8 protein-coding genes and 1 pseudogene are annotated in these 13,534 nt (G+C 58.0%); 6 read left to right on the plus strand and 3 right to left on the minus strand.

Going from position 1 to position 13,534, the window contains the following annotated elements; translation table 11 throughout:
• Positions 1-63: 63 nt before the first annotated feature.
• The 6 genes from CH281_RS12090 (at position 64) to CH281_RS12110 (ending at position 7,162) form a co-directional block, all read left to right on the plus strand.
• Positions 64-708 (plus strand): VWA domain-containing protein, encoded by a 645-nt coding sequence (locus tag CH281_RS12090; protein ID WP_230593331.1) that lies wholly within the window; start codon positions 64-66, stop codon positions 706-708.
• 144 nt (positions 709-852) lie between these two features.
• Positions 853-1,887 carry a hypothetical protein gene (locus CH281_RS12095; protein ID WP_094694294.1) on the plus strand — a complete coding sequence of 345 codons (1,035 nt, stop codon included), beginning with the start codon at positions 853-855 and terminating at the stop codon, positions 1,885-1,887.
• A gap of 122 nt (positions 1,888-2,009) precedes the next feature.
• Positions 2,010-2,672, plus strand: coding sequence for a hypothetical protein (locus tag CH281_RS26885; protein ID WP_179274187.1), 663 nt, complete (start codon positions 2,010-2,012; stop codon positions 2,670-2,672).
• Entirely contained in the window at positions 2,590-4,155 is a 1,566-nt protein-coding gene (locus CH281_RS12100; protein ID WP_179274188.1) for a DEAD/DEAH box helicase, read from the plus strand. Before CH281_RS26885 ends, CH281_RS12100 begins: the two co-directional genes overlap by 83 nt.
• 83 nt (positions 4,156-4,238) lie before the next feature.
• Positions 4,239-5,561: a hypothetical protein gene (locus CH281_RS12105; protein WP_094694298.1), complete on the plus strand. Its 1,323-nt coding sequence runs from the start codon at positions 4,239-4,241 to the stop codon at positions 5,559-5,561.
• A 38-nt stretch (positions 5,562-5,599) separates the two neighbouring features.
• Complete coding sequence (locus CH281_RS12110) at positions 5,600-7,162, plus strand: PD-(D/E)XK nuclease family protein (RefSeq protein WP_143544799.1); 1,563 nt, start codon at positions 5,600-5,602, stop codon at positions 7,160-7,162.
• Positions 7,163-7,279: 117 nt separating this feature from the next.
• Here CH281_RS12110 and CH281_RS12115 read toward each other — a convergent pair.
• From CH281_RS12115 to CH281_RS12125, 3 genes and pseudogenes are all read right to left on the minus strand, one after another.
• Positions 7,280-8,444: pseudogene (locus CH281_RS12115) on the minus strand (IS3 family transposase); the annotation flags it as partial.
• A gap of 414 nt (positions 8,445-8,858) precedes the next feature.
• Positions 8,859-11,855 (minus strand): Z1 domain-containing protein, encoded by a 2,997-nt coding sequence (locus CH281_RS12120; protein ID WP_094694302.1) that lies wholly within the window; start codon positions 11,853-11,855, stop codon positions 8,859-8,861.
• 36 nt (positions 11,856-11,891) lie between these two features.
• Entirely contained in the window at positions 11,892-13,424 is a 1,533-nt protein-coding gene (locus CH281_RS12125) for an ATP-binding protein (protein ID WP_094694304.1), read from the minus strand.
• Positions 13,425-13,534: the final 110 nt, after the last annotated feature.

Here is a 13,534-nt window from a genome sequence, read left to right on the forward strand (position 1 = left end):
CGGTATGGTTCGGCAACTATCTTCACCGCGTCCATTCGGCGCACTTTTCATCAGGAGGTTCTTTTGACCAATCCACAGCTCTCTCTCGTTGCTGCTCTGCTCGACCGTTCGGGTTCGATGAATGCCATCGCCGACGACACCCGGGGCGGGTTCGATTCGTTCATCGCCAAGGAGCGTGAGTCTGACGGCAATACCGTCGTCACCCTGGCGCAGTTTGACGATCGTTACGAGTCGGTCTACAGCTCGAAGCCGATCGCGGAAGTACCGAACCTCGTGCTGGAGCCACGCGGGATGACTGCCCTCTACGACGCCGTCGGCCGGCTCGTCACCGAGGTTGGTGTCGAGCTCAGTGCTTTACCCGAGGACGACCGCCCTGGCTCGGTCACCGTCCTGGTGATGACCGACGGGCACGAGAACGCGAGCAAGGAGTGGACCAATACTGCTGTGCGCGAACTGATTGCGAAGCAGGAGCGGGATTATCAGTGGGACTTCGTTTTCCTGGGTTCCAACATCGACGCTGTCGAAGTGGGCGCTGATCTCGGCTTCGCGCGGGAGAAGTCGATGACGTACGTATCGACAACGGTCGGCGTCACGGCTGCCTTCGATTCGGTGGCGAGCTACCAGGACCGCAAGCGTGCTCAGGTGCACGGAGCGCCCATGGCCCAGGGTTTCTCCGAAGCCGACCGGCGCAGGGCGCGCGGCGAATGAGTAAGAAAGGCGGCAGCGGTGCGGCAGAGGGGATGATCGAGCTGATCTTCTTTCTGTGCATCGTTGCCGCGGTGCTCGGTTGGGTGTTCAGCTGAGTGCGCGCAGAGTTGCACGTCGAGTTACTTGATTAGAGAGGGCTGTCTGATGGTCAACGACGAGACGGCAAGATTTCTAGTCCGCGAGTTGGGGTCCGGGGGCGGCTGGGCATCTCCGGAGATGTCGGCGTACGACGACGAAGACCATCTTCAGCGGATCATTGCTGCCGCGCCGGAGCATGTGCCGGGTGTCTCCGACTCTGCTCTCACTGTACGGGAGCTCGCCACATCGGCCGGACCAGCGGATGTCTGCATCGTCGACCGTGATGGCTCGGTCACCGTCGTCGAATGCAAGCTTGCGTCGAACACAGAGCGACGGCGGATGGTGATCGGGCAGGTCTTGGACTACGCCTCCGCGATTTCGCTAGGTGGCGAAGCGTCGTTCAGGAGACAGTGGGCAAGGCGCGGTGGCGTCGACCTGGGTGTTCTCGAGGAGGAGGCGGCCGAGCGGCTTGCCGAGAACATCGCCACCGGGCGTGTCCACCTTTGCCTCGCTGTAGATCGGATCGATGCGGATCTGCGTAGGCTAGTCGAGTACTTGAATCGCATTACGCGCGTGGAGATCCGCGTGACGGCGCTGCAACTCGCGTACGCCCGGCACGGTGGGCTCGAAATCTTGGTGCCGTCGACCTACGGGGGTGAGTTAGCCGATGCGAAAGGTCATTCGGCCGGCGGGTCTGCGGGACCTGTTTGGACGAAAGAGTCGTTCCTGGAGGCCGTACTGTCTGACGCCGATCGGGCGTTGGCGGAAAAGTTGTTCGACCTGCAGGAAGCTCTCGACGTCTCCTACGGGAATCACGACGATTTCTGGTTCGGCACTCCACCACGTGGAGCGGTGTTCTTTCATCCCTTCGGGTATCGGTACCCACCGATGTCGCTGTGGATCAACAAGTCCGGTCAGTTGATGGCTTCCGGTTCGTGGACGAAGTATCCGCACATCGCCACGCATGACGGGTTTGCCGAGCTCGCTGTATTTCTTGGTCAGAACCACAGGGCCTCGGCACCCGGTCGTAGGGTATCCGATCTGGACCTCGACAAATTGTGGAGCGTTGTCCTGGATTGCGCCCAGCAAATCAATGCCTAGGTCAGTCGTGCCGCGTCAATGTGCTCCGAATTGCTACCACCGGAACTCCTACGCTCGTTGTGATCGTGTGCGATTGTCGATCTTGAATATCGACACTAAGACGGCGTGGAAGGACATTCAGCGTGAGCGATTCGGAGCTGGAGCGTCCTACAGAGATGTTCGATGCCCTATTTGCGGAGGCAGAAGCAGCAACACAGGCCGCCGTTAGTTTGCGTGCATCGATCAAGGGCTCCGTCCACGCAGTCCTCGATGCGCAAGCCGACGACATCCTCCGTAAGGCGCCCGCAGCCGGTCTGAAGCAGTCCTTACCCAAGGGAACTCGCCTGGGCAGTCTCGAGCAGACGCGGCTACGAACCGTATTGGATCTCGCAAAGTCATCACCGGCTGAGATCGGTGCCGTTCCGGGAATCGGGCCGCAGTCTGCACAAGCGATCCATGACGCCGCAGTCGCGCAGCGTAAGCGCATCCGGGCCGGCGAACGAGTGCGTCTCGATCCGCAACAAAAGCCCAAGCTCGAGGCTCAGCTGCTCGAGTCCCTCACAGCGCTGCGACGGGTGGAACGAGAATTCCAAGGACTGCCGGTCGAAATCGCGCATCTGCGCACGCTGGTGGATCCCTGGCAGTCGGCTGCTTCCAGGTCTTATAGCTGGATTTCACGCATTTTCACCAGTAGAGCCAAGAAGCTGCGAGTCGCAGAAAGCTGTGTACCAGCTCAATGCAGTCGCCAAATCGCCGGAGACGCAAGCGATCCGCGAACACATCGCGCGGATCGTCGCTGCAGGTAGTCCAGCGGGTAATGCATGGACCGAGTACGAACGGGACGCGGCGTCGCTCAATGCACTGTTGAGCCAGTTCACGTCGTTCGGCGCGGCGGAGGTAGATGCGTCGCACGGCTTCGTCGGCTCGACCATTGCGAGCGAAACGCAGAAGGTGGTGCTGGACCGCACACACCTTCGGTCATATTTGCGGGCGTATCAGGCATTCGAGGCGCAATACATCCTCTCTCGGGGCAAGGCAATTCTTGGCGACGAGATGGGTCTGGGTAAAACCATTCAAGCATTGGCGGTAGCGGCACATCTCGCAGCGAAGGGGGACAAACACTTTCTTGTCGTCTGTCCCGCGATCGTGCTGATCAACTGGTCCAACGAGACACGAAAGCATACGAAGCTGCGTCCACTTCAGTTGCACGGAGCAGAACGGGAATCCGCAACCCAGGATTGGATTCGGCAAGGTGGAGTTGCTATCACCACCTTCAACACCCTTCAACGACTCGACATCTCGGTGACCCCAGCGTTGGTTGTCATCGACGAGGCGCACTACATCAAAAACAAAGCAGCGCAACGATCTATCGCGTCGCACAAGCTGATCGGTAAGGCCAAGCGAGCAGTTCTTCTCAGCGGAACCCCCATGGAGAACCGTGTGGTCGAGTTTCGCAATCTCGTGGAGTATGTACAACCCGACACCGCTCGCCGAATCAACGCCTCGGACGGTCTCGGTGGCGGTGACCTTTTCCGGAAGACCGTGGCTCCGGCGTATCTGCGACGCAATCAGGTGGACGTCCTCAAGGAACTACCGGAACTCATCGAAGTCGAGGACTGGGTGCAACCGACGGCCGACGACAACTCGCGGTACCGGGACGGGGTGGCATCACGAAATTTCATGGCGATGCGACAGTCGGCATACGCAGGTTCGGGGCAGACGAAGTCGGCCAAGATGGAACGGTTGCGGGAAATCGTGGAGGAGGCTGAGGACAACGGCGTCAAGATCATCGTGTTCTCGTTTTTCAAGTCAGTGCTCGACGCAGTCCGCCGGGAGGTACCAGGCGTCGTTTTCGGCCCACTGACTGGTGCAACGTCATCGACCCAACGGCAGCAGATGGTCGACGACTTCACGTCGCACAATGGTCGGGCAGTGTTGGTCAGTCAGATCGAAGCCGGCGGCGTGGGCTTGAACATCCAGGCCGCCTCGGTGGTGATCCTGACTGAGCCCCAATGGAAGCCGAGCACTGAGGTCCAGGCGATCGCAAGGGCGCATCGGATGGGCCAGATACGTACCGTGCAGGTGCATCGATTGCTGGCGAAGGACACCGTCGACGAGCGAATGCGCGAAGTGCTCGAGCGAAAGACTCAGCTGTTCGACGAATACGCGCGACGTAGTCAGGCGAAGGAAGGTGATCGAGCATCGGTGGACGACGGGTGGGACCAAGGCGTCGCGCCGGCAGAGAATTCGATCATCGAGTTGGAACGCAAGAGGTTGGGGCTGGCATGACGTGCTGTCTGACTGCTGCGGCGCTCCAAACCTGTCGGTCCGTTCGGTTAGGGTGAGCGTCAACAACCTCAGGAGGGCCCAGGATGACCGAGAGCACGTATGACGTCCCGGTTTGGACTTTGGCGACCGAAGAAATGGTGTCGCCGTTGGTGATGACCGAAGGCGCGTTGACAAGCGCGCGGCTCAATGAGTTGCGAACGGTCCTGGCAGCCCTGGTCGATGCCCCACTGGCCACTCTTGAAGCTCATCCACTTCCGAAAACTGCTGATTTGTCCGGGGGAATACACCTGGAGAGTGCGAGCCCCCTGGCAGGTCATCTTTCCCAGTTGATCAGTCATACGTCGAAGACGGGTGCGGCGAAAGTCGTTCACAATGGTGGTGAGACGCTCTACCGGATGGTGGTGCCGGCAAAGGTAGCTACCCAGATGGGTAGCGGCGTGCTGAAGTCGATGACCTCGAAGGTTGCGACCGGTGGCGTGCATAGTGCGCTTGTGGGTTCATCCGGTATCGCAGCACAGGCCACTTTCGTCCCCGTGGCCGGTTCGGCCGCCAACGCTGCGACTGGTGCTGTCGGTGGATCTGCTGCTACTGCCGGGGCTGCTGTCGTAGGTGCCAGCGCGTTGACTGTTGCGGCACCGTTAGTCCTGATGGCTGTTGCTGTGGGACTGAACGCGCGTGCGGAGCGCAATCGTCAACAGGCTTTGGACACCATTACCGAGATGCTCGGTGAACTCAAGGACAACGCTTTGACGGGTGAGCGTTCAGCGCTGAACGCATGTATTCCGATTATCGACAGTGCTTCGGCCATCCTCTTGGATGAGGGCAAGATCGGAGCCTCGCTGGGGTTGGACACCGCGGTCTTTCACATCAACGTCGGTCTTGCGAACGCCGAAACACGGCTGGCGGCATGGGAGGTATCTCTGAGCAAGTTCGAGGACGGCCGGGTCGAGGTTGCTGCTTTGGAAAAGGCGTTTAAAGGTATCGGCGGTGACGGCGGTGAGTTCCGGACTCATCTCGAGTTGGCGAAACTCTCGATTGACCTACAGCAACGAGTAGCAGTCCTGCAGGCGGTCGAGCACGCTCAGCTCGACCCGACAAGACTCTTCGAGGGATTCACCCAAGCATTGAAGCGGCGGGCTCAGCGTGTGGTGGAGTTGCATCACCGAATCTCCACCGTTCTTGGTCGCCTGTCGAGTCTCGAGATCGACCGCACACACGGTGTCCGTGACTTTGTCTTCAAATCGAGTGAGGTCGATACGCTACTTCGGACCTCCCGCCGTGTGCGCGCGTTGAGCGAATCGATCGAGCTGTCGGGTCCGCAGCCTGACGTTGCCATCGAGATCGCGCGCAAGGCAGATGGGTCACTGGTCGTCCTTCCCGCACAATCTGCATTCGCGCAGAGCTGAAAATTCCATTGATCAGCCCCGAAGAAAGAGACTGAACGTTGTCGATCATCGCTCCGCAGCACAGAGTAGTGCTCATCAGGCTGACGAAGTCTTACCCGATATCTGACGAATCTTCCCCGGAATTCCGTGGGCAGCTGTACGCCGCAACCAGTAAATGGTGGAAAATTGCTGCCAGCCGGACCGTGCAGGGTCCGGGAGCACCGGAATTCGCCTTCGCCGTTCATCGCGGTGTCGTCAAAGCCGTCTACAAGATCGAGAGCTGGCGGCGTTCCCCGGACAGTACGCGTTTCGGCTTCTCTGGCACATCTAGCAGTGAGCTTGACGGCATCTACGGCGGATTGGATGTGTCGCAATACTTTCCGAACGGGGCTGCCAACCCGGTCCGGTTCGTCAATTGCAGTTCCGCTGCGGCAACAGCGGTCACGCCTGATGAATTGGTTGGAGCACCTCAGTTGTCAGAGGTCGATCGAGTCGAGCTCATCACCGAACTCGCGCGAAAACTTGATCAAGAACCCTTAGCTCACATCATGCTCGGAGGTCGCGAGCTCTTTCACACCAACCTGCTTGCATGGTTTTGTCGCGAGATGCCACAACAAGCCAGCGACGTATTCGATGCGCTGGTCCCCATCCCGGATTCTGCCGACACAAAGCCTCAGGGCTATATACGCAGGGTCGACCGCGAACGAGGTCACTTGGACTTGTCGATCTGGTGGGACGATCACCGAACTCCGATGGTGATCGAGAACAAGGTCTTCAGCTTGCCCGATCCCGATCAGCTGGACGGCTACTCAGCGCGCATCCTCAACGACACCGAACTCGATCGGCCCACTCAAATAATTCTGAGCCTGCAGGACCCGCAATGGCCCGAGGATACCTTTGACACCACTGACCGCGTACCGGGAGGCGCGTCCTGGGTGAGGGTCTCATATGGAAGGTTGTCTGAGCTGATCTTGCACGCGCTCGAAGGTGTGAGCCTGTCCTACGAGGTTGAAATCATCCGTCACTACGCGGAGATGATCAAAGTCCTTCAGGAACTCGCCGACGCGGTCACAGTCCGGTCGGACGACGAACCCGTGCTGCTCACCGATAGCCTGGCAGGTGCCCACATCGAACAGCGGCTTCTATGGTCGCTCGCCAAGCTCCGGGCGCGATCGGTATCCCAGATTATTCAGTCAGATCTCGATGCACGCAGCTTTGATTGCACGGTTGACTCGGGGTTCTCCAATGGGACACCAGTAATTACTGCTTTCCACTACCTGCAGCCGAATAGAGCGAAAGGCACCTCAGTTGGTTGGCAGCTGCAAGGTCGAGAGTTTCGACTGTGTGCCGTGCTACCTGGGCTGGCTGGCGCAAGCGACGCTGATGCCCAGTCTCGGCTCGACTGGGGGAAATCGAACTGTCAGCACTTCGACTTCAGTGTCGTGGACCCGGCACTGAACTCGGCTGCTCTTCAGGAATATCCAAAGGGCGACGCTGCCAGCGGAGCGTTCAACAAGTTCAATCCGGACTTTATTTACAGATCGAAGAAACTTGACTCACTGACTGTTGCACAACTGCTCCATGCTGCGCGCCTGGCTGCCCGCTCGAAGTCGAAAGAATGACCAGTGTCTGCGGCGTCGAGGTTGGACGTTAGACCTAGTACGCGGATCCCATATCGGGTGTGAAGGACGGCGAGGGGGGACTGCCCCGAGTTCAGTTGACTGTCGGGGTTGAGTGGTTCAGGCTGCGTGTGCGGTCTGGTTGATTGTCTCAAACTCGATAGGGGTGAGTTTGCCGAGGCGTCGTGGGCGGCGCTTTCGGGGATAGGTCCGTTCGATCCAGGTCACAATTGCCAGCCGTAGTTGCTCGCGGGTCGACTATCGTTGACGGTCAGGAATGTACATCTGCAGGAGGGCGAAGAACAACTGCATGGCCGCGTTCTCACCGCATGCTCCGACACGGCCCAACGATCCGCGTAATCCATTGTGGCACAACGCGTGCACAAACTTCCTGGATCGGAACTGGCTACCGCGATTCGAGTGAAACGATCGTCCCCACCGAGCCTCTTTGCGCCACAGCATTGTCCAACGCGGACACCGCCAACGAGGCCTTCATTCGGGAGTCGATCGAGTAGCCGACGATCCTGTTGGACCACTTGTCCTTGATCGCGCACAGATACAGCTTGCCTTCGTCCGTACGGTGTTCGGTGATGTCGGTCAGCCACAGCTCATCAGCGGACTGTGCGGTGAACTGCCGATCCACGAGGTCATCGTGGATCGGCGGGCCGGCATTCCTGTTCAGGCCGCGCTTCTTCGAGAACACGGACCAGATGCGTTCTTGTGAGCACAACCGTGCGACGCGGTTCTCGCACGCGGCAATGCCGTGGTCGGGTAGCTTGTCGGCGATGAAGCGGTAGCCGAATGCTGTATCGTCCGCATGGATGGAACGGGCAGCGTGGATTAGGTGCGCATCGTCCCAATCTCGTTGCGTGACTGACTGCTTCTTCCTTTTGTAGAATGCTTGGGTAGGGAATCCGAGAACCCGGCAGGTCACTGTGACGGGGACTCCGTCGGCAGCAAGGTCGAGGACCAACGGTGGGGGCACCTCCCGCTTGCGGGGGAAGATCATTTTGGGAGGATGTCTAGACTCAGATAGGCGGCGGCTCGCCGCAAAACATGGTATTCCTGCTCGAGTAAGCGGTTGCGCTTCTTGAGCTCCCGCAGCTCAGCGGATTCGTCACCGGGGTTCTGCCGGCCGTGACGGACAACGCCGTCTTCACGATCGGCAATCTTCGTCCAGCGATGTAGGCACCCTTCTTCAGATTCCGAAGTCCTTCGCGATCTGGCGCAGCGGAGCCTCGCCTTTACGTGCGACGGCGACGTCGCGGCGGAACTCCTCGGGGAATGCTTACGGCATGGGGAACATCCTTCCACCGTGAGGAGCGATCCTCACAGATCAGATGTCAACCAAACCCATTCGAAACGTCAACGTCCACCGCCCAAAAGCGGGTAACCGTGTGTTGATGATGATCGGTCAAACATGTCCTGAGCCCCTACACGTCACAACCAGCAGCACGGGAATCCTTAACCCAGGCTTGGGTTGGGCAAGGTGGAGTTGCTATCACCACCTTCAGCACCCCGCGACGACCGGGCTTTTCGGTGACCCCAGCGTTGGTAGCTATCGACGAGGCGCAACACACCAAAACATGCAGCGTCGGCTTACAGCGCCGCGCACCGGTCCCAGTTCAAACAACATCCAACTCGTAGCCTGTTCTAGAGACCGCTTGGGCGAACCGACAAGCGCAAAATCTGTTAACGATTAACGTTCGATAATGGCCGCCTCTGGCTTGGACGAGTCGATGGTCCTGAACCGAATGACTCGATCCCCGGAGCGCGCGGTGCCCGGAGCGACGAATGAAAACGCGATTACGACCTCACCTCCGTTCAGGTCCAGGTTCTTCGGTGGGTCGTTCGAGCCTTCCGGTACGTGGCTCGCCAACGTCGCGGACTCGACCAACGGGTACAGGACAATTACCCCTCGGTTGGGTGCCGAGAAGTCTGGTGGCGCGTCGGACGCATCGCCGCCAAACGCTCCGGCAATCTCCATCGGTGCACCGCGATGCTTCGGATCGCTGATGGCACCGAAGAGCGGCCCACGACGCCTATCACGGGCGAAGTAAGAGAACGTCCGCTCCTGGCCGTTGATGGTCAGCATCTGCCGTTTGGGCAGCGGGGTCCTTGTGGAGTGTTGAGGCGCAATTACAAGCCAATCATCGACCGCTGGAGGATTGCTGCGGGTAATTTCTCTGAGGTAGGTAAGGTGGGGCGCGAACTGAGAAGGGGCATTCCACTTGAGTTGTTCTAATAGTTCAAGAAGCTCAGTCGCGGTGACGGTCGATGTCAAGCCTTGAAATGTGTGGTGCGATGGCGTGCCGTCTTTTCTGGCGAAATCGAACCTGAAAGTGTCGGGCTCTTCATTTAGGGAGTGCAAAAGTGGCGACCACAGAGCCGTGTTGTAACGGATGTCCGGCACTTTAGTGGGATACGCCGTCGGTTCCTGCCATTCGCCCGGTGATGCAATCTCGACCAGCTCAGCGTTGAACATCTTGTTGGGACTCGCCGGCTTCAACCAGGGCAGGTGCTGCGAGACCAAGGGTGGCACCTGCGATGGAAGCAATTGCGGAGTCCCGTCGACAGGGACGGAATATTGTTTGAGCTCGCGTCTGAAACTTTCTTCATCGAGGCAAATTGCTTCGAAAGCTTCATAGAGGTCGACGTTCCTGTTGCCCAGCTTTTCCTCGCGGCCGAGGTAGAGCCGCACCAGGTCGCGGTAGCCCTCCCTGAATCCGAACCACCGCCCCATCTGCATGAGGGTCGCCGCGTTACCGGCCCGTCGACGAAAATAGCTGACAGTAAGGCCCTCGACTGTAAAACCTCGGGACAGTTTTTGACCGCCAATTAGTATTTTCCAAATGGATCTTTTATCGAAATCTGCGACACCGTGTTCGATGTCCGCGTCACCATTGACGACTATGATTGGTCGGTCATCACCGCCAATGCGAATCGCAGCGGGCCCAACGTACTGTATTAGATCATCGTATGTGGACGGCAGTGCTTGGCCTTCGGCACGGTAACGCGAGACCTCCACGACGTCTTCGTCGAACAATTTTCTCAGGCGCGCATGGCCCTGGGTGCCCATGTATCCTGAGTCCCACCACAGCCGCGTCACCCGTCCCAGCAACTCACGTTGAACATCAGTACGTATGGACTCATGAATGAGCATTGTATGGTGCTGGAAGAACCGATCTCCCAGGCCGCCTTTATCCTCGCGATAAAGCTTGATCGCCGCGCTGAGCACAAACATATCGATCGCAACCCGAAGGCTGGCGTCGTCTTGATCGTCCGACAAGATTATGTCGCGGACATGAGCTTTTTCATTGGAGTTTTCGACGGTCCGTTCGGCAACAGGTATCGCGGAGTCCAAATCATGAAAGTCTTGAGCTCCCATATAGTCCACAGGCCGCGGCAGCGAGATGATGAAGTCCTTCGGGAATATATCCTCAGAATCACTGGGGTCGACGAATACGTTTGCAAATGGCGTAGCCGTGTAACCAACGTATTGTGCGCGGGGCAATATCTTGAGTAGCTCAGAGATTTTTTGATTTATTGCAGTACGTTCAGCATTGGGTTTGGACATATTTGTCGTGTTGACGGACGCCTCATCGGACTCGTCGTCGATAATGAGAACCGGTATCTCGGAAAGCGGGGTCTTGATCTTCAACAGATCTTTGACCAACTTACTGAGGACAGTTTTATTCTTCTTGACGACCATCAGCCTGGCATTCGACTGTAGCAGGTTTTCGGAATCATAAAGTGGCTTATCAGCATTCACCTTCTCGAACTCAAGCGCGACAATTCCTTGACGGAGGCTTTGATAATCATCGCCCCTTGTTGTCATACGGATAATGTCAAAGGCACCAAGTGACGACGGAGCTCGACCGAACGAAGCAAACTTCCGTTGTCCCCATGCCGGATCGTCGGCATACTCCGAGGTGTCTTCGTGGGCTCCACGGAGGATATTCTCGCGGCCGACCAATTCCATGTCGAGACGCCGCTGTGTCTGGTCCCTCAACAGATTAAGGGTGCCTCCCAGCACGATTACCAAGCGATAACCCGCGTCGATCGATTTGGCAATGACGCCCGTGAAGTTTGCGGTCTTGCCGGACTGTACATACCCGACCACCAGGCCCTTGGACTGATAAGTATCAGGTTGAGTTGGGTTGGCTAGACGTTCGACTACCTGGTTTGTTGCAGCGTCGACGCCCGCGACTGCCGCATCCGGCCATCCCTTGCGTGTCAAAAGGTCACGGTATGTCGGCCAGTACCACGGGGTGCCTTGGCCGGTGTCTGGTTCGTACCACGGTGTGAACTCCTTGCTGATAACAACGGGGCCGATTTCACGCCAGATCGGGCACCGACGGTCGATCAGCCCGACCGTCTCCGCTTCGATTTTGAGAGCCGCGTACACGTCAAGCCGACGTTGTTCGGTCAACGGAGGAGCTTCGGTCCACTGCACCGAATCGGACGCGTCCCAACTATGCAGCTGCCGTCGCCATGCCGAGATGAGTTGATCTGTAGTAGCTGCGTGCTTGAGGACTTCTCGAAAATCGGCTTCGGTGGCGAGGCTGTCTGTCTCTCCGGAAATATCTTCAGCCTGATACTGCAGCGCCCGCACCAAATTTTTCGGCCTGCTCCCGGCCAGGTCTGCTAAGACGGCCGTGTGTAGGGTCAGCCGCAGTTCGTTAGTCACATTCATCCGCTCATTCCTCTTCGGGGCTACGATAGATAGGCACTAGTCGGAGTCGACGATTCGATCTAGCTCGGCGCGAGCAGCAGCGACGAGAATTGACTGCCAGAGCTCGATATTGTCCTTTTCTCGCCTACCGCTGATCTCCTTCTCGAATAACTGATGCAGAAGGAGGTAAACGAGCGACTTCAGGACTGGGGCATCGTTGAGCGTGCCCTTCCGTCCGCCCAGTACTGCGGCGCGATACTGCTGGTTCAAATAGATCGTGCGGTCCGCGCGATTGACATCGAAGAATGCGTTGTTTTCCATTGAAATCCATCGCAGTGCAATCGGGTCTTCGTTAGGAATCGAAGGCAATTCGTCCTCGATAGTGTCACGTACTGACGCGTCGAGGCCCTTGCCTGGAAGTATTACGGGCTTCCGTACCAGGCCGCTGTTTTTTCGCGCATCACGGTAAACAAGCTGCGCATCTGCGACATAGTTTTGAAATGAGTTCCCGGTCTCATCAATGGCATCATCGAGTGCCGAAACCGCTTCCGGCGAGAGATCAACCCCCTCCTTCTTGACGGATAGCTTGAACGAGGAGTCCGCGTGCGACGGTATCTCGATCGCTATTCGCGCTAGTGCGAGATGTTGCTCGGATTGCCTGTAATTATTCCACCCGCCCGCTTGAATCAGCCGGTCGTTTCGATAGAAGTAAAACCCTTGCCGGTCCATCACTGATCCGACCGCTTTGAATTCGTCCAGTGTGGATTTCGGTGGCCAGATGTGGGCCTTTAACGCTACGCCGGCTGCATCGGGAAGATCGACGACGTATCGACGCGGGTAGTCCATCGAGCCGGATACGGGGTACGCGAAAGGATCCAAGGGTACGACTCCGAAATTCATATATTCGATCCCGGTGTCGACGTCTTCAACAGCTATTGTTATGTTGAAGTCGTCTCGCGCAAGAAACCTGTGGAAAAACAACCCTAGGTGAAAACCCAGTTTGTTGATGGTGCGGTGCAGATATCGGTCGGTTTGGCCTCCACCGCCGTTGCGTGGGAAGTTCTTGACGTTATCCCAACGTACGACGGTACCGGACCAGACGATCGGGCAGTCGGTATATCGGTCCATGAGGTCTTGAGCGAACTTTGGCTCGACCACGTCGCAATCGAAGCTCGCTACAGCGCGTTCCATGAGCCAGCGGCGTCCGGCGGGACGCGAGGTCTTGAATTTGCTGACGACAGTCACCGAAGATGCATGGCTCAGAGACGCCGATTTCAGACCGGCACCGTACATTCCGAGGGACTTCGCCTTGTAGGCCTTACGACCGCCCACCGTCATGGCTACGTCGAGGTCTTCGTCCGTCATTCCACAACCGTCGTCGATCACAAGAAGGCTGACGAGCTGGTCCTCCTGGCGGAGGAAATGAACGACTACATCTCGCGCACCGGCATCGATCGAGTTGTCGATCAAGTCTGCGATCGCAACTTCGAACCCGTAACCCTGACTGCTCAGCGCCTCCATGTAGCGCGAATCGGGTGGTAGGTGTCGCGTTCCCGTGGTGGGAACGTCGAACGTCCAATCGCTTGTCATGCCGTCCCGTCAGTCGAAAGTTAAGGCAACTGCTCAAACCTTAGCCGAGCGTAGTTCGTGGGATGTCAGATTGTTGATCGATGTTTGCGCGATTGATGGCCTGTGGCGCG

Origin of the sequence: Rhodococcus sp. 06-221-2, assembly GCF_002258365.1 — a bacterium.
GTDB lineage: Bacteria > Actinomycetota > Actinomycetes > Mycobacteriales > Mycobacteriaceae > Rhodococcoides > Rhodococcoides fascians.

What these genes read in the sequence shown, in the direction of transcription:
- CH281_RS12125 (WP_094694304.1), bottom strand. Translation starts at nt 13,424, where the DNA reads ATGACAAGCGATTGGACGTTCGACGTTCCCACCACGGGAACGCGACAC.
- CH281_RS12120 (WP_094694302.1), bottom strand. Translation starts at nt 11,855, where the DNA reads ATGAATGTGACTAACGAACTGCGGCTGACCCTACACACGGCCGTCTTA.
- CH281_RS12095 (WP_094694294.1), top strand. Translation starts at nt 853, where the DNA reads ATGGTCAACGACGAGACGGCAAGATTTCTAGTCCGCGAGTTGGGGTCC.
- CH281_RS12105 (WP_094694298.1), top strand. Translation starts at nt 4,239, where the DNA reads ATGACCGAGAGCACGTATGACGTCCCGGTTTGGACTTTGGCGACCGAA.